Genomic DNA, 16,576 nt, shown 5'->3' with positions numbered 1-16,576 from the left:
AAGACGCACATGCTGCTTATCTCCTGCCCCAACTGCGGCTCGCGCGACGAGACCGAGTTCCACTACGGCGGCCAGGCCCACGTGCCCTACCCGGAAAACCCGAACGAGCTGAACGACAAGGAATGGGCCCACTTCCTGTTCTACCGGGAAAACACCAAGGGCATCTTCGCCGAGCGCTGGCTTCACAGCACCGGCTGCCGCCAGTGGTTCAACATGCTCCGTGACACCGTCACGTACGACATCAAGGCTGTGTACCCGATGGGCACGCCCCGCCCGGACGCCGCCGGAACGCCAACCGCTGAAACCGGCACTGCGAGCCTTGCCGCTGACAGCACCACCACCGGTACGGCAGCGCCCAGCATCTCGGGCACCAGCATCGCCCCGGCCGATCCAGCCCCCAGCACCACCGCCCCGAAGGGAGCAACCAAGTGACTTCCCAGAACGCCCGCCTCGCCGCCGGCGGACGCATCGACCGGACCATCTCCTGGCGTTTCACCGTGGATGGCGAGGAATTCACAGGCCACCCCGGCGACACCCTCGCCTCGGCCCTGATCGCCAACGGCCGCATCACTGCCGGCAACTCGCTCTATGAAGACCGTGCCCGGGGCATCATGTCCGCCGGCGTGGAGGAATCCAATGCAATGGTCAAAATCGCGCCGCGCTTCCCCGGCGACGTTGCCGAGTCCATGCTCCCCGCCACCACCATCACCCTGGTGGACGGCCTGAAGGCGGAACTGCTCAACGGCCTTGGCAAGCTGGACCCGGAAGAAGACCGGGCGGAATACGACAAGAAGTACGTCCACACCGACGTCCTGGTCATCGGCGGCGGCCCCGCCGGCCTGGCCGCGGCCCGTGAGGCTGTCCGCACCGGCGCCCGCGTCATCCTCATGGACGACCAGCCCGAACTGGGCGGTTCACTCCTGTCCGGCTCCACCGCCCCGGAACTGGCCGAGACCATCGAAGGCAAGCCGGCCCTGGAATGGGTTGCGGATGTGGAAGCCGAGTTGGTTTCCGGCGCCGAGTCCACGGTCCTGAACCGCACCACGGCTTTCGGTGCCTACGACGCCAACTACGTCATCGCAGTCCAGAACCGGACCGACCACCTGTCCAGCCCCGCCGCCCCCGGCATTTCGCGCCAGCGGATTTGGCACGTCCGTGCTAATCAGGTGATCCTGGCCCCCGGTGCGCACGAACGCCCGCTGGTGTTCGAGAACAACGACCGCCCCGGCATCATCCTGGCCTCCGCCGTCCGCAGCTACCTCAACCGCTACGCCGTGGCCGCCGGGCAGCGCGTGGTCATCAGCACCACCAACGACAGCGCCTATGCCCTTGCCGCGGACTTGCGGGCTGCCGGCGTCAAGCTTGCGGCCGTTGTGGATGCCCGCCCCCAGATCTCGAAGGTGGCTGCCGCCGCCGTCGAAGCCGGCACCCGCGTGCTGATCGGCAGCGCCGTGGCAAACACCGCTTCCGGCAGCGCCAACGGCCGGGTTGAGAGCGTCACCGTACGCAGCATCAACGACGACGGCGAACTCACCTCCGGCGTCGAGGAAATCGCCTGCGACCTGCTGGCAGTTTCCGGCGGCTGGAGCCCGCTGGTGCACCTGCACTCCCAGCGCCAGGGCAAGCTGCGTTGGGACGACGAGCTCGCCGCTTTTGTGCCGAGCACCGTGGTCCCGAACCAGCAGACCATCGGTTCCGGCCGCGGCAGCTTCGAACTCGAAGACGTGCTGGCCGAGGGCATCTCCGCCGGAGCAGCCGCTGCCATCGCGGCAGGCTTCGCCTCGGAAACCAAGCCGTCCCCGCTCGGCGAGCCGAAGGCTTCCGCCCCCACCCGCCAGCTCTGGCTGGTCCCGGGCCAGGAAGGCACGCCGGACGACTGGCACCACCACTTCGTGGACTTCCAGCGCGACCAGTCAGTGGCTGACGTGCTGCGGTCCACCGGAGCAGGCATGCGCTCGGTGGAGCACATCAAGCGGTACACCTCCATCAGCACCGCCAATGACCAGGGCAAGACCTCCGGCGTCAACGCGATCGGCGTCATCGCCGCCGCACTCCGCACGGCCGGCGAAGCGTCCAGGGGCATCGGCGACATCGGCACCACCACCTACCGGGCGCCGTTCACGCCGGTGGCGTTCGCAGCACTGGCCGGACGCCAGCGCGGCGAACTGTTCGACCCCGCCCGCAAGACCTCCATCCACCCGTGGCACGAGGCCAAGGGCGCATTGTTCGAAGACGTCGGACAGTGGAAGCGCCCCTGGTACTACCCCCAGGCGGGCGAGGACATGGACGCTGCCGTGCTGCGCGAATGCGCCGCCGTCCGCGCGTCCGTGGGCTTCATGGATGCCACCACCCTCGGCAAGATCGAAATCCGCGGCAAGGACGCCGGTGAGTTCCTCAACCGGATCTACACCAACGCGTTCAAGAAGCTCGCCCCGGGTTCCGCCCGCTACGGCGTGATGTGCATGGCGGACGGCATGATCTTCGACGACGGCGTGACCCTGCGCCTCGATGACGACCGCTACTTCATGACCACCACCACCGGCGGCGCCGCGAAGGTCCTGGACTGGCTGGAGGAATGGCTCCAGACCGAATGGCCGGAACTCGACGTGCACTGCACCTCGGTGACCGAACAGTGGAGCACGATTGCCGTCGTCGGGCCTAAATCCCGCGCGGTGCTTGCCAAGGTGGCACCGGAACTGGCAGCGGACGGCGGGCTGGAAGCAGAAGCCTTCCCCTTCATGACCTTCCGCGAGACCACCCTCGCCTCCGGCGTGCGGGCCCGGATCTGCCGGATCTCGTTCTCCGGCGAGCTGGCGTACGAGATCAACGTGCCGTCCTGGTACGGGCTGAACACCTGGGAAGCCGTGGCCGCAGCCGGGGCAGAATTCAACATCACCCCCTACGGCACCGAAACCATGCACGTGCTCCGCGCCGAGAAGGGCTACCCGATCGTCGGGCAGGACACCGACGGCACCGTCACCCCGCAGGACGCGGGGATGGAATGGATCGTCTCCAAGGCGAAGGAATTCATCGGCAAGCGCTCCTACGCCCGGGCCGACGGGCAGCGCGAGGACCGTAAGCACCTGGTCAGCGTCCTGCCGGTGGACGGCTCCATCCGGCTACCGGAAGGAACCCAGCTTGTGGAGCAGGGCATCAGCACCAGCCCCGCTTACGGCCCCGTCCCCATGCAGGGCTTCGTCACCTCGAGCTACCACAGCGCCGCCCTGGGCCGCTCGTTTGGCCTGGCACTGATCAAAAATGGCCGCAACCGCATCGGCGAGAACCTGGTGGCCGTGGCCGGCGACCAGCTGGTCGATGTTGTTGTCGCAGAAACCGTACTGTTTGACCCCGAAGGGACCCGCAAAGATGGCTAATTCAGCAGCACTCGAAGGCATCAATGGACTCCGGGACATCCGCCGCAGCCCCGCCTCACATTTGGCGTCGGCACTCGAGGCCGGCTCCGTCCAGGGCAAGGTTGTCCTGGCGGAAGGCCCCTTCCAGACCATGGCCGGGGTCCGCGTGGATCCCCGCTCGGAGGGCGCTTCGCGGATCGCCGGCGCTACCGGCGGCCTGCCGGCACGCTGCGGTGAAGTGACCGGAACCGACGGCGTCAGCGTCCTTTGGCTGGGACCCTCGGAATTCCTGGTGGTGGCACCGGAGGAGGCCCACGATTCCCTGGGCGGCAACCTGATCGGTTCCCTCACGGAAGCGCTGGGTGACGCCCCGGGCCAGGTGGTGGACCTGTCCGCCAACCGCACCACGTTCGAGCTGTCCGGCCCCCGCGCCCGCGCCGTCCTGGAAAAGGGCTGCGCCCTGGACCTGCACCCGCGGACGTTGAAGGCCGGCACGGCACTGTCCACGGAAATCGGCAACATCCCGGTGGTGCTCTGGAAGACCGGCGAGGAGTCCTTCCGGCTCTTCCCCCGCGCCTCCTTCGCCGACTTCCTGGGCCGCTGGCTCCTGGACGCGATGCGGGAGTACGCCTCCCCCGAGGTCCCCTGACATGGCCCTCAGCGTCCTGGACCTGTTCTCCGTTGGCATCGGGCCGTCGTCGTCACACACGGTCGGCCCGATGCGGGCAGCAAAGCTGTTCGCGGACGGACTCAAGGGCGACGGACACCTGAGCTCTACCAGGCGCGTGCAGGCCGAGCTGTTCGGCTCACTCGGTGCCACGGGTCGCGGCCACGGCTCGGACAAGGCCGTGGTCCTGGGCCTCAAGGGTCTGGACCCGGAAACCGTGGACACCTTCACAGCCGATGACCAGGTGGCCGCCGCGGCCCTCGACGCCGAGCTGTGGATCGGCGGCGACCACCGTGTGGACTTCAACTGGGACGAGGACGTGCTGCTGCACCGCCGCAAGTCCCTGCCCGCACACCCGAACGGCATGACCTTCCGCGCCCTGGACCACACCGGGGCAGTCCTCAGCGAACGGAGCTTTTATTCCATTGGGGGCGGCTTCGTGGTGGACGGGGACGCCGACGCCGGTGACCGGGTGGTGGCCGACTCCACCGTCCTCCCCTACCCGTTCACCACCGCGGACGAACTCCTGGCGATCTGCAAGCGCGAGGGCATGTCCATCTCCGACGTCATGCTCGCCAATGAACTGACCTGGCGGACAGAAGCGGAACTCCGAGAAGAACTTCTGAAGCTGTGGGCGGTGATGCGCGAATGCGTGGACAACGGCTGCGCCGCGGACGGAATCCTGCCGGGCGGGCTCAACGTCCGCCGCCGCGCGCCGTCGTTGTTCCAGACACTGACGGCGGACACGGGGGTCACCGATCCGCTCCGGGCTATGGAGTGGGTGAACCTCTTTGCCCTCGCGGTCAACGAGGAAAACGCCGCCGGCGGGCGCATCGTCACCGCCCCGACCAACGGCGCGGCCGGCATCGTCCCCGCAGTGCTGCACTACTACGTCAAGTTTGTCCCCGGCGCCGACGACGACGGCGTGGTCCGCTTCCTGCTGGCGGCGGCCGCCGTCGGGATCCTGTTCAAGATCAACGCCTCCATCTCCGGCGCGGAAGTGGGCTGCCAGGGCGAGGTGGGTTCCGCCTGCTCCATGGCCGCCGCCGGGCTGTGCGAGGTCCTCGGCGGCACCCCCGAACAGGTGGAGAACGCCGCCGAGGTGGGGATCGAGCACAACCTCGGGCTGACCTGCGACCCCGTCGGCGGCCTGGTGCAGATCCCCTGCATCGAACGGAACGCGATCGCCAGCGTGAAGGCCATCAACGCCGCGCGGCTGGCGCTGCACGGCGACGGCAGCCACAAGGTGTCGCTGGATAAAGCCATCAAGACCATGCGTGAGACAGGAGCGGACATGAAAACCAAATACAAGGAGACCTCCCGCGGAGGCCTCGCCGTCAATGTGATCGAGTGCTGAGCCGTGACTGCCATCGAAGCTGAATCGCGCCCGCACCGGCCGGCCACCACCGTGGAACATGTCCTGACGCTCGACTGCCGGGAGTCCCCCGGCATCGTCCACGCCGTCTCCGGCTTCCTGCTCGAACACGGCTGCGACATCATCGACAACCAGCAGTTCGGCGAACGCTCCGAGGGGCACTTCTTCATGCGGGTGCATTTTGCGTCCGACGGCGATGCGTCCACCGCAGACACCCTGCGGACCGCTTTCGCCCCGGTGGCTGCGCGCTTCGGGATGAGCTGGCGGCTGGAGCCGCACGGTTCCAAGCGCCGCGTGCTGATCATGGTGTCCAAGTTCGGGCACTGCCTCAACGACCTGCTGTTCCGGGCCAGGATCGGCGAACTTCCCGTCGATGTGGTGGCCGTGGTCTCCAACCACACGGACCACCAGGCGCTGGTGGAATGGCACGGCATCCCCTTTTTCCACGTGCCCGTCACCGCTGACACCAAACCCCAGGCCGAGGGCCGGCTGCTGGAGCTCATCGATGAGTTCGACGTCGAACTGGTGGTCCTGGCCCGCTACATGCAGGTCCTCAGCGACGGGCTCACCCGCAAGCTGGACGGCAAGGCCATCAACATCCACCACTCCTTCCTGCCCAGCTTCAAGGGCGCCAAGCCTTACCACCAGGCCTACGCGCGCGGTGTGAAGACCGTCGGGGCCACCGCCCACTACGTCAACGCGGAACTGGACGAGGGACCCATCATTTCCCAGCAGGTGGTGGAAGTGGACCACACCTACGGCCCGGAAGACCTGGTGGCCGCCGGCCGGGACACCGAATGCAAAGCACTCTCCAACGCCGTCCGCTGGCACTGTGAGGGCCGTGTGATCCTGCAGGGCAACAGGACGGTGGTCCTGAAATAGCGGCTGCGGAGGCGTTCCCTGCGGGGGCGCCTCCGTGGCACACTGGGACGACTATCGAGTGTCTGGGGGGCCAGGTCAGGAGATTGTCATGGGCATTCTGAGGTCCCCCCGCACTTTGTCCCCACGGCTGGCGGTGAGCAACCTGTGATGATCGGCTGGGCCTACCTGCTGGGGGCCATCATGACCATCGACTCGCTGCTGCTGGGCCTGCTGCTGCTGAACGTGAGGTGGCCGCAGCGCTGGAAGCGGTAGAACCGGACGACGGCGCGGAGCCGTCCACTCCCGGGCTCACACCGTGGGCGCCAGGTCGGCTGCGGGAACCACCACGGCGCCGGTGGCGGTCGAATCCGGATTCAGCATCCAGCCCACCCGCTTGGCGGAGTTGAGGACCACAACGCTTTCCACGAGCTCAATTCCGGGGATCCGCTGCTGCAGTGCCTGTTCGGCGTTCATCACGTCCGCCAGGGAATGCAGCCACATGATGATCACGAAATTGGTGCGCCCGGTGGTGGAGGCCGTGAGCCGGATGTTGCGGAAGCTCCGCAGCTCGGCCGCGGCCGCCTCGTGCTGGCCCGGCGGGACGTTGGCGAACCACCGGCAGGTCACCGGGTATCCGGAGTACTTCTGCGCGATTTCGCACCGGAAGGACAGCACCTGGCTGGCCAGCAGCCGGTTCAGCTGGCGCTGGACGGTGGCCGGGGTGCGGCCCAGGGCCCGGGCGATGTCAGCCGCGGCCGCGCGGCCGTCCCGGGCCAGGAACGGGATGAGGTCCAGGTGGCTCTGCGGCAGCGGCGCACCCTGGTTGACCGGCGCCGCCCCCGCCGCCTCCGGTCCGGCCAGCGCCTGGAGCGCTGCCATCTGGGCTTTGTCCAGGACGTTCAGCCGCCAGGCGTAGCCGCCGGAATGCAGCCGGGTGCACAGCGCGGTCTGGTATTTGACGAGGCCGGGGATCTCCTTGAGCTGCCCCAGCAGGGTGTCGCTGAACCGGTCCAGCGTGGGTGTGATGACCGTCAGCATGAGGTCGCGGTTGCTGGCGGCCTCCTCCACCGTGACCACCTCGGGGATGGCCGCCAGCGCTGCGGTGACCTGCGTCCGCGCGGCCATTTCGCAGTCCACGTCCACCAGCGCCAGGCACATCTGTTTCGGGTCCCCCATGAGGTGGGCCGTGCTCCAGGCTCCGCCGGAGTCCTTCAGCCGCTCCCAGCGGGCGGCCAGGGTGGTCGGGTGCACTCCCAGGATCCGGCCGGCGTCCGACCAGCTGATCCGCGGCGCGATCTGCAGCGCGTTGATCAGCTGGAGGTCCTCCTCGCTGAGCTCCACCCGGCGCCTCCTCCGTGAATTATTTCTGCCCCAACACCGCCATGTTTGCATTTTTCCAGCCATTTGGGCGCATGTGACTCCAGTCACTTCACAATGGTTCGTAGAAACCTACCAACCGTTCGGGAAGAGGGAACACATGTCGGTCACCGCCGATGCCAGGGAACTGCACAGCGACATCACCCGGCTGCGCCACCAGCTGCACCAGGAACCCGAAGTGGGCCTCCAGCTCCCGCGCACGCAGGAGAAAGTGCTCAAGGCCTTGGACGGACTGCCGTACGAAATCACCCTCGGCGAGACTACGACGTCGGTCACCGCGGTCCTGCGCGGCGGTGCACCGCACGCCTCGGCCAGCAGGCCTGTTGTGCTGCTGCGCGCGGACATGGACGGCCTTCCCGTCCAGGAGCGCACCGGCGTCGGCTACTCCTCCCGCCTCGATGGCGCCATGCACGCCTGCGGCCACGACCTCCACACGTCAATGCTGGCCGGGGCGGCCACCCTGCTGGCTGAACGCCGCGTGCAGCTGGCCGGCGACGTCGTCCTGATGTTCCAGCCGGGCGAGGAGGGCTACGACGGCGCGGGCCACATGATCCGCGAAGGCGTGCTGGACGCCGCGGGCCGCCGCGCGGACGCCGCCTACGGCATGCACGTGTTCTCCTCGCTGGAGCCGCACGGCCAGTTCGCCACCAAGCCGGGCGTGATGCTCAGCGCCTCGGACGGGCTGTTCGTCACCATCTTGGGCGCTGGCGGCCACGGCTCCGCCCCGCACGCGGCCAAGGACCCTGTGACGGCGGCCGCCGAGATGGTGACCGCACTGCAGGTCATGATCACGCGGCAGTTCAACATGTTCGATCCCGTGGTGCTGACCGTCGGCGTCCTGCAGGCGGGCACCACCCGCAACGTCATCCCCGAGACCGCCCGGATCGAGGCCACCGTCCGGACGTTCTCGCACGCTTCCCGCGAACGGATGATGACCGCCGTCCCCACCCTCCTGCAGGGCATCGCCCACGCCCACGGGCTGGAGGTCGACGTCGAATACCGCCCCGAATACCCGCTGAGCATCACCGACGAAAACGAGACCGCCACCGCGGAACACACCATCCGGAAGCTGTTCGGCGACTCCAGGGTGACCCGCTGGGCCACGCCGCTCAGCGGATCCGAGGACTTCTCCCGCGTGATGGACGAGGTGCCCGGCACCTTTATTGGGCTCAGCGCCGTCGCGCCCGGAGCGGACCACACCGCCGCCCCGTTCAACCACTCCCCCTACGCCACGTTCGACGACGGCGTCCTCGCCGACGGCGCGGCGCTGTACGCGGAGCTCGCCATTGCCCGGATCGCAGCCCTGGCCGCTGCCGCGCCGGCTTCCCCCGCTTCCTAGCCCACTTCCTTCGGAGACACCATGACCACCCTGACTGACCCGCAGCTCGCCCGCCGGGCCGCCACGCGCAAAACCATCCTCGGCACGGGCATCGGCAACGCCGTCGAATGGTACGACTGGGCCATCTACGCCACGTTCACGCCGTTCATCGCCAGCCAGCTGTTCAGCAAAGCGGATCCCGCCTCGGCGGTGCTGGCAACGCTGGCGATCTTCGCCGTCGGGTTCGTGGCCCGGCCGCTCGGCGGGTTCCTGTTCGGCTGGATCGGCGACCGTGTCGGCCGCAAGACGTCGATGACCCTCGCCGTGGGCCTCGCGTCGCTGGGCAGCCTCCTGATCGGCGTCGCCCCGTCCTTCGCCACCATCGGCGCCTGGGCGTCGCTGCTGTTGCTGGTTGCCCGGCTGATCCAGGGCCTGGCCCACGGCGGTGAGCTGCCGTCGTCGCAGACCTACCTCTCCGAGGTGGCACCGAAGGAAAAGCGCGGCCTCTGGGCCACGCTGATCTACACCTCAGGCACAGTGGGCATCCTGGCCGGCACGCTGCTGGGCGCGGTCCTCAACATGACCCTGAGCGCCGAGGCGATGAACGACTGGGGCTGGCGGATTCCCTTCCTGGTGGGCGCCGCCATGGGCCTGTACGCGCTGATCATGCGCTCCAAGCTGCACGAGACCGAGGCCTTCGAAGGAGAGACGGCGTCCGAGAAGCGCGCCCCGATCTGGCCGCAGATCGTGAAGCACCGCAAGCAGGCCCTCCAGGTGATCGGGCTGACGGTGGGCCTCACGGTGATCTACTACATCTGGGGTGTGGTGGCCCCGAGCTACGCGGCCACCACGCTGAAGATCGACCGCGGCCAAGCACTCTGGGCCAGCGTGATCGCCAACATCGTGTTCATCGCCGCCCTGCCCGTCTGGGGCAAGCTGTCCGACCGGATCGGCCGCAAGAAGGTGCTCTGGGCCGGTGCGACCGGAAGCGCCCTGATGCACTTCCCCATGACCTGGCTGCTGAAGGATTCGGCCTGGCAGCTGGCCGTGGGCATGTCCGTCATGCTGATCTTCATCGCCGCCAGCGCAGCGATCGTCCCCGCTGTTTACGCGGAACTCTTCCCCACCAGCATCCGGACCATCGGCGTGGGCGTCCCGTACTCCATCTGCGTGGCCGTGTTCGGCGGCACCGCCCCGTACCTGCAGACCTGGCTCGGGACCATCGGCCTGGCCAACGTCTTCAACGTCTACGCCGTGGGCCTGCTGGTGGTCAGCGCGCTGTTCGTCTTCACCATCCCGGAGACCAAGGGCAAGGACCTGAGGCACTAGGAAGGGCATTTCACAAGCGAGTCCGGGCACATCCGCGGGGTGTGCCCGGACTCTGCATGTGCGGCGTTGGTCCTGCCGTTCTCCCAGATACTGCATGCTGTGTTCCTTCGTGGTGGGTTGTTCAGAAGAGTGGGATGCCGGTCAGTTCGGCGAGTTTGTCGGTGAGGCTGTCCTGGAAGCCTGGGTCGGTGACTTCCGGCGCCGGCGTCCGTTGCCGGCGGTGGTGCCAATAGTTGCCGGAGACCAGGGCTGCGGGGTCATTGCTGACGGCGAGCCAGCTTTGGGTGTCGTGACCCATGGCCAGATCGCCCGGCGCCCCGGGGCCGCCCATCTTGGTGGGCACCCAGCCGGGGTCTACGGAGTTGCTGAGCACCGTGGGCCAGTGGCGGGACACCGCGGCGGAGAGCGCCGAGACGTGGAGCTTGCTCTCGGAGTAGGCGGAGACGGCATCCCAGTCCCGCCTGGTCCAGTCGATGTCCTGCAGGTCTGCGGTGGCGCCGAGGTGCAGGCCGCTACTGACATAGATCAACCGGTCCGGCCTTTCGATCAGGGCGGTGAGGATGTAGGGGGCGAGCACGTTGACGGCCAGGGTCCGGGAATGCCCCTCGAAGGTGGCAATACGTTGCGGTGAAAGGTAGACGCCGGCGTTATGGATAATGGCGTCCATTCGCCCGTGCTCGTTGACCTGCCCGGCCAGGTCCCGTGTTTCAGAGCTGCTGCTGAGGTCCCCGATCACGACGCCGGCCGGGTGCGGGGTGAGGCCATTGAGGGCGGTGGCGCGTTCCTTGGTGCGGGCGTGCAGCAGGACTTCGTGGCCGGCGTCCATGAGTGCGCGGGCGCCGGCGAGGCCCAGCCCGTCGGTTGAACCGGTGATGAAGATACGGGCCATGGTGGCGGTCCTTTCCTTAGGTTCGGGGTGGCGCGGCACCCGGGCGGGACGGTCGAACCGGCGCGCCCGGGCCGTCGGTCAGGCAGGGATCGGGAACCCGTTGTTCTCGAGGGTCAGTGAGTCGGGGTCAGGACCGCCCCGCACACCGGTGTCGAGTGTATCGATGGCAGCGACGTCCTCGGGGCCAAGTGTGAAGTCGAAGACGTCGAAGTTCTCCACGATGCGGTGGGCCTTTGACGGACTTCGGTAGGGCGGAGAAGCCGTCGCGGCCGCCAAACTACGGGCAGCGGTGATTGTGGTTCCGGCTAGTGGGTCGCGCCGAGTTCGATGAGAAGGACGCCGCCGATGATGAGGATGATGCCAAGGCTCATCAGCCACGTGAGGGGATCTTTGAAGAGGAATCTGGAAAGGACGGCGGTAAGGGCGACGCCTGCTGCGGCCCAGATTCCGTAGGCGATGCCGATGGGCATCCCATGAGCGAGGGCGAGGCCGAGCATGCTGAAGGACACGACGTATCCGACCGCAACTGCTGCGTACCAGCGTCTGTTGTCGATGGCCAGACGGAGGCTGATCGTTCCGGAGACTTCAAATAGGATGGCGCCGGTGAGGAGAAGGTAGGACATCAGGCGGTCTCTGTCTTCTTGTGGGCTGCCTGGGCTCCGAGCTCCACACACAGGACGCCGGCGATGATGACGATCATTCCGATGCCCATGAGCGCGGTGATCGGTTCTCCGAAGATCAGGAGGGAGCCAACGGCAGTGAGGGCGACACCGGCGGCTCCCCAGATACCGTAGGCCACCCCGAGGGCCATACCCGTGCGGAGTATCGCGGCGAGCAAGACGAATCCGCTGAGGTAGCCGATGACAACGACGACGTACAGGGCCGGGTACTCGAGTGCGCCCTTGAGGGCCAGCGAGGCCGTCACTTCGACCAGGATGGCGGGAATCAGGAGTAGCCAGGCCTTGGTGGTGTTGCTCATGGGGTTGGTTCCTTGCGTGATGAGCTAGTGGGTGATCTGGAGGACGAGGTGGGCATGCCCACACGTCTGGTCCGGCTGCCCGCCGACGGTGGTCCGCCGGCGGGCTCGGTGCCACACTTATCGACCGGGGTGGGCGGCCGGTCCTGGCTCAAGATGGTCCGGGCATGCTGAGGGCATGATGGCCACCATCGCGGTACTTCTACTGGGTGCTGCGGCCCTGCGCGGCGGAGGTGACGAGGTCGCTCTTGGTCAGTGCCGCGCCCGTATGCAGTGCTTCGGTCCAGGTCGCGGTGTCGGTGACGGCGGCCCAGTTTGAATGCAGCAGCGCCATGAGGGTCTCGTGGACCTGGCGTGCGGGCGCGGTGCCGGCGTCGTTGGCGAGGTCGATTGCTCCCGTCGCGTCTCGGAGGACTTCGACGGTGAATCCAAGGGGCTCGGCGGCCGCGGCGGAGGCGATCACGCAGTTGTTGGTCATGTAGCCAGCGAGGGTGATCGTGTCGATGCCCTGTTCACGCAGCCAGGCTTCGAGGTCGGTGTCCGCGAAGATGCTGGAGAACTGCTTGCCGATGCGCTTGGCTGCCGCGTCCTCGTGGGCAGCTACTTCGGGGTGGTTTTGCCAGGTCGCCGACCCGGAACCGAACACCGGGGCTTCCGCCGGGAGTTCGTGCTGGACGAGCACGACCGGCGTTCCGGTCTGCTCTGCGGTCTTGATTGCGTGCTGGATGCTGGTGATGGATTGGTCCCGGTCCGGGTACTGGATCGGAAGTAGTCCGTCGAAGTATTCCTGTTGGGCGTCGATGACGATGAGGGCTCGGTGGGGGGCGGTCATGGGGTTCTCCTTTAGATGGGGTTGTGAACGTGTGGAATGTTGGTGTGGGTGCTGCCGCTACGCGGCCGAGGGCGGTGCCTCCAGAGGGGGCAGTGCGTAGTGGTCTGCGATCAGGGTGATCCCGCGCTGGTCGAGGGTTGTTGAGTGGCCGCCCACGACGAGCATCACCTCGTCGACGCCGGTGCGCTCGTGCAGGGCTTCGAGACGGCCGGCGACAGTAGCGGCGGTGCCATGGAAAGTGCGGCTGGTGTAGGCGTCGAGGATCTGCCGCTCGTGAATTGTGGCCGGGTACGCCTCGACCTCGTCCGGGGGCAGCAGCAGGTAGCCCTCGCCTTTGAACATGCGCAGCATCCCCATGGCCGACGTTGACGCCTGGCGTTTCGCTTCAGCCGGGTCGTCGCTGATCGCCGCGGGCACGCTGACGAGCGTGTGCGGCTCGGTGAGCACGTCGGAGGGCTGGAAGCTCTCACGGTAGAGATGCATGGCCGTGTCGATGTCCGCGTCGCCGAACTGCAAGGCGAACGCATACGGCCGGCCGAGCTGCCCGGCCAGCTGTGCTGAGTACGGCGAGGAGCCCAGCACCCACACCTCAGGCGCGGTCGAAGGCGCAGACACCCGGTTTTGTCTTGCCTGCCAGGGGCCCGGCACCGCGTGGACGTTCCGGTACGGGTGTCCCGGAGGAAAGTCGTCACCCAGGAATCCGAGCAGCTCGAGCACCTGCTGCGGGAAACCGTCATTGGCGTCCGCTCCCCGACGCAGGGCCGCAGCAGTAGCCCCGTCAGTTCCCGGGGCGCGTCCCAGCCCAAGATCGATCCGGCCCCGGGCAAGAGTGTCCAGCATTCCGAACTGCTCCGCGATCAGCAACGGGGAATGGTTGGGCAGCATCACTCCTCCGGCGCCAAGGCGGATGCTCGTCGTCTCAGCGATGAGGCGGGCGACCATTAACGGCGGTGAAGAGACCGAGGTCGCGCCGAACCCATGATGCTCAGACATCCAGAACCGGTGATAACCGCGCTTGTCCGCCGTCCGTGCCAGCGAGATCGTGCCCGCGAGGCCCTCCTCAGCGGTCATCCCCACTCCGGTGCCGCCCGCGGAAAGCACGGACAACGCGAACGGGGCCGTGCCGGATTGTCGTCCCAACTGCATACAAGCTCCTCATGGTAAAACGTGGCTTTTGGCGTGATTGAAGCGTAGCAGGCGCCTCACGCTTAAATGAAACTGATACCATGAGAAATATGTCGGAAACACTGCCAGCAGCTGCACCGGGCGCGGAAGAGCATCCCAGCCTCGCGCTGGTCAACAGCGCAAGCGAACTGCACGGAGGCAAGCGCTACGACGAGTTGGACGGTCCTGACGACGCCACGACCTGGCTAAGAGCACACGATCTGATCGCCCCGGACACTGTGCTGCACGAGCACTGCCGGGGCAGGCTCGCAGCCCTGCGCTCAGACCTGCGCGATCTGTTCACCGCGCACACCACAGGCGACGTCCCCACGACGGCGGCAGTGCAGGCGCTTAATCGTGCGTTGACTTGTGCACCCGGGGCGCTCCTGCTTCAGTTCGACCCGGAGTCAGGGTTTACCCGCAGCGCCAACCACCCCGTGACACAAGTCGTTGAGCACGTCATGGCCGTCATCGCCGACGATGCTGCCTCGCTGCTCAGCGGCGACCAGGCATCGGTGCTCGCGTCCTGCGAAGCGGACGGGTGCGAACGGTTCTTCCTCCGCACCCACGCTCGACGGCAATGGTGCTCAACCCGCTGCGGCGACCGGGTCCGCGCCGCACGCGCCTACGCACGCAAACGCGCGCTACACACTGCATGACCTCATGTGCCGCCGAAGCCCAACCTTCGGCCCGATGGGACAAGCACGCAGAGCTACAAAGTAATCCGTGAGCGAAGTCCGGCCCACACGCCTTCGTAGGAGGCAGCCACGGCATAGATCCAGATGTCTCGCAAGCCTGATCCCTGAGGGGGGCGGTTCACCTAGGCCAGCCGTCGCGCTCAAGGATGGCGTCGCGGCTGGATCAGCCGCTGCTCATGGTCATGAGGAGGGTGTATCTGGGCGCAGGTGCGTGTCGAAGAACCGAACGATGCGCCGGCGGGCATCCGCGGTGGCGGCCTCGTCGTACCTGGTGCCGGAGATGCGGGCGAGAAAACGCAGGAACAAAGTCTGATCCTCGGGAGCGTGGTCATTCATGAACCCGTGAGCCACCCCCGGGTAGATCTTGACGTCGTGGGGCACCTCGAGCTCGGCGAGCAGCTTGTCCAGTTGCTGACCGGCGTGCGCGCCCAGTGGGGACCTGTCAGCACCTCCGAAGCTCCCCACGACTGGGCAGGCCTGCGTCAACCAGTTCCTGGCATCTGAGGGGCAGCCGCCGTAGTTGACGGCCGAAGCACTGAAACCGTGGCCCTCGGCCAAGGCGATGGCGTACCCGCCTCCCATGCAGAACCCGACCACGCCGATGACATCTGTGCACCCGTCGTGATCTCGGAGCCATTGCCGCGCTGCCTCGATGTCGTCGAAGGACCGACCCCGGCGCGGGCCAAGGTCTCTCATGATCGTGCGCAGGCAGCGCAGTCTGCTGCCCCAGTAGTAGAGGTCAGGTGCGATCACCAGGAACCCTTCCCCAGCCAGCCAGCGGGCGTGGCCCTGAAGGTCCTGGCTCATCCCAGTGAAGTCGTGAATCACGACGACGCCTGGCCAGGGTGGTTCCGTCGTCGGCACCGCCACATAGGCGGTCATCGACCCACGACCGGTTTCGATCTCGAGAAGTGATGTCGTGTCCATAGCTCAGTTTGGGAGACACCGCGGTCTTTGGCCAGATGAGGACCAGATTCGGTGCATCTCGGCCAAGGAAGAATCATCACAGCCCACGGCCCAGTCATCCCGCCGACCCGACGACTCAAAGGTGCAGGGTTGCATCTGCATCGGTCTCAACCCATCGGGTGAAGGTGGTCGTGAGGTTAGCCCGAGTGGGTGAGGCACAAAATGGGCCGACCTCGGCACTTACTGTTTCATCCAGAGGAGCAACGCGGATGAGCCGGAAAGGTTCATCCCCGGCGCGGGCCCTGATGGTGACGGCGTTACCGGCCCTGCTCAGCCGCACTGTGATTTCCCGATTGATCCACTCAGGGACAGGTGCCACCGACCAGTCGGAGACCCCATGTGTTACGACGGCCCCAACCTGTGGGACTCCGTCGGACACCTCCACACCGGCTTTGATCCAGGAAAATTCCGAAACGTGAAGATAGATCCCCGCTTGGTCGAACTGCTCGGTGTAATTCAGAAGGAATGAAACCTCAACTGCCCCCTCAGCGGGCAGCGGTGCCAACAGGGCATGCGCGCTGTCATGGACGAAGCCGTACGAGGTGTGCCTCCACGCGTCACTGTTCTCGGCTGCGGTTACCTGCAGAGTCCGACCATCAGCGACGACACGCACGGGCGGGTTGCGCCACCTTCCCCGGTCCCAGGAATCGTGTGCTCCCTTTATCACTTGTGTCACGTCAGATCCCCTAAGTCGATCGTTCAGTCCGTAAGCTCTATTCAAGCAGTGGCGCATCCAACACGACGGCGATTGTCCTGCCGGCGGGCTGGTTT

General features: G+C 66.8%; 17 protein-coding genes. 8 read left to right on the top strand and 9 right to left on the bottom strand.

Annotated features, from left to right (window positions below; all coding sequences use genetic code 11):
* The first annotated feature begins 9 nt into the window (after window positions 1-9).
* From ACTWQD_RS01495 to purU, 5 genes are read left to right on the top strand one after another with little or no spacing between them, the layout of a single operon-like run.
* Window positions 10-432 (top strand): sarcosine oxidase subunit delta, encoded by a 423-nt coding sequence (locus tag ACTWQD_RS01495; RefSeq protein WP_443194435.1) that lies wholly within the window; start codon window positions 10-12, stop codon window positions 430-432.
* A complete protein-coding gene (locus ACTWQD_RS01490) occupies window positions 429-3,374 on the top strand; it encodes a sarcosine oxidase subunit alpha family protein (RefSeq protein WP_443194434.1) in 2,946 nt (981 codons plus the stop codon). Before ACTWQD_RS01495 ends, ACTWQD_RS01490 begins: the two co-directional genes overlap by 4 nt.
* Window positions 3,367-4,002 (top strand): sarcosine oxidase subunit gamma, encoded by a 636-nt coding sequence (locus ACTWQD_RS01485; protein WP_443194433.1) that lies wholly within the window; start codon window positions 3,367-3,369, stop codon window positions 4,000-4,002. Before ACTWQD_RS01490 ends, ACTWQD_RS01485 begins: the two co-directional genes overlap by 8 nt.
* A 1-nt stretch (window position 4,003) precedes the next feature.
* Window positions 4,004-5,377, top strand: coding sequence for an L-serine ammonia-lyase (locus ACTWQD_RS01480; protein ID WP_443194432.1), 1,374 nt, complete (start codon window positions 4,004-4,006; stop codon window positions 5,375-5,377).
* Window positions 5,378-5,380: 3 nt separating this feature from the next.
* Entirely contained in the window at window positions 5,381-6,277 is an 897-nt protein-coding gene (gene purU, locus ACTWQD_RS01475) for a formyltetrahydrofolate deformylase (protein WP_443194431.1), read from the top strand.
* A 288-nt stretch (window positions 6,278-6,565) separates the two neighbouring features.
* Here purU and ACTWQD_RS01470 read toward each other — a convergent pair whose 3' ends face one another.
* Complete coding sequence (locus ACTWQD_RS01470; RefSeq protein WP_443194430.1) at window positions 6,566-7,648, bottom strand: Lrp/AsnC family transcriptional regulator; 1,083 nt, start codon at window positions 7,646-7,648, stop codon at window positions 6,566-6,568.
* 85 nt (window positions 7,649-7,733) lie between these two features.
* Between ACTWQD_RS01470 and ACTWQD_RS01465 the strand changes: the two genes are divergently transcribed.
* Window positions 7,734-8,972 carry a M20 metallopeptidase family protein gene (locus ACTWQD_RS01465; protein WP_443194429.1) on the top strand — a complete coding sequence of 413 codons (1,239 nt, stop codon included), beginning with the start codon at window positions 7,734-7,736 and terminating at the stop codon, window positions 8,970-8,972.
* Window positions 8,973-8,993: 21 nt separating this feature from the next.
* Window positions 8,994-10,280 carry an MFS transporter gene (locus ACTWQD_RS01460; RefSeq protein ID WP_443194428.1) on the top strand — a complete coding sequence of 429 codons (1,287 nt, stop codon included), beginning with the start codon at window positions 8,994-8,996 and terminating at the stop codon, window positions 10,278-10,280.
* 121 nt (window positions 10,281-10,401) lie between these two features.
* Here the strand turns inward: ACTWQD_RS01460 and ACTWQD_RS01455 are convergent, their stop codons facing one another.
* The 6 genes from ACTWQD_RS01455 to ACTWQD_RS01430 form a co-directional block, all read right to left on the bottom strand.
* Entirely contained in the window at window positions 10,402-11,169 is a 768-nt protein-coding gene (locus ACTWQD_RS01455) for an SDR family NAD(P)-dependent oxidoreductase (protein WP_443194427.1), read from the bottom strand.
* Between the two features lie 78 nt (window positions 11,170-11,247).
* Window positions 11,248-11,388, bottom strand: a complete 141-nt coding sequence (locus ACTWQD_RS01450; RefSeq protein WP_443194426.1) for a hypothetical protein — start codon at window positions 11,386-11,388, stop codon at window positions 11,248-11,250.
* Window positions 11,389-11,474: 86 nt separating this feature from the next.
* On the bottom strand, window positions 11,475-11,792 hold the full coding sequence (locus tag ACTWQD_RS01445; protein WP_443194425.1) for a DMT family transporter: 318 nt from the start codon (window positions 11,790-11,792) through the stop codon (window positions 11,475-11,477).
* The gene (locus tag ACTWQD_RS01440) at window positions 11,792-12,148 is read right to left on the bottom strand and encodes a DMT family transporter (protein WP_443194424.1); all 357 of its coding nucleotides are present in this window, start codon (window positions 12,146-12,148) and stop codon (window positions 11,792-11,794) included. Before ACTWQD_RS01440 ends, ACTWQD_RS01445 begins: the two co-directional genes overlap by 1 nt.
* A gap of 199 nt (window positions 12,149-12,347) precedes the next feature.
* Complete coding sequence (locus ACTWQD_RS01435) at window positions 12,348-12,977, bottom strand: cysteine hydrolase family protein (RefSeq protein WP_443194423.1); 630 nt, start codon at window positions 12,975-12,977, stop codon at window positions 12,348-12,350.
* Window positions 12,978-13,034: 57 nt separating this feature from the next.
* Window positions 13,035-14,123 (bottom strand): LLM class flavin-dependent oxidoreductase, encoded by a 1,089-nt coding sequence (locus ACTWQD_RS01430; RefSeq protein WP_443194422.1) that lies wholly within the window; start codon window positions 14,121-14,123, stop codon window positions 13,035-13,037.
* A gap of 89 nt (window positions 14,124-14,212) precedes the next feature.
* Here ACTWQD_RS01430 and ACTWQD_RS01425 point away from each other — a divergent pair, with 89 nt between their 5' ends.
* On the top strand, window positions 14,213-14,800 hold the full coding sequence (locus tag ACTWQD_RS01425; RefSeq protein WP_443194421.1) for a CGNR zinc finger domain-containing protein: 588 nt from the start codon (window positions 14,213-14,215) through the stop codon (window positions 14,798-14,800).
* Between the two features lie 219 nt (window positions 14,801-15,019).
* Here ACTWQD_RS01425 and ACTWQD_RS01420 read toward each other — a convergent pair whose 3' ends face one another.
* Both ACTWQD_RS01420 and ACTWQD_RS01415 read right to left on the bottom strand, forming a co-directional pair.
* Window positions 15,020-15,766, bottom strand: coding sequence for a dienelactone hydrolase family protein (locus ACTWQD_RS01420; protein WP_443194420.1), 747 nt, complete (start codon window positions 15,764-15,766; stop codon window positions 15,020-15,022).
* Window positions 15,767-15,881: 115 nt separating this feature from the next.
* Window positions 15,882-16,538, bottom strand: coding sequence for a DUF1349 domain-containing protein (locus ACTWQD_RS01415; RefSeq protein WP_443194419.1), 657 nt, complete (start codon window positions 16,536-16,538; stop codon window positions 15,882-15,884).
* Window positions 16,539-16,576 lie beyond the last annotated feature (38 nt).

It is taken from the genome of Pseudarthrobacter sp. 1C304 (genome assembly GCF_052245515.1).
Classification (GTDB): domain Bacteria; phylum Actinomycetota; class Actinomycetes; order Actinomycetales; family Micrococcaceae; genus Arthrobacter.
This window is presented reverse-complemented; position numbering and strand designations above follow the sequence as displayed.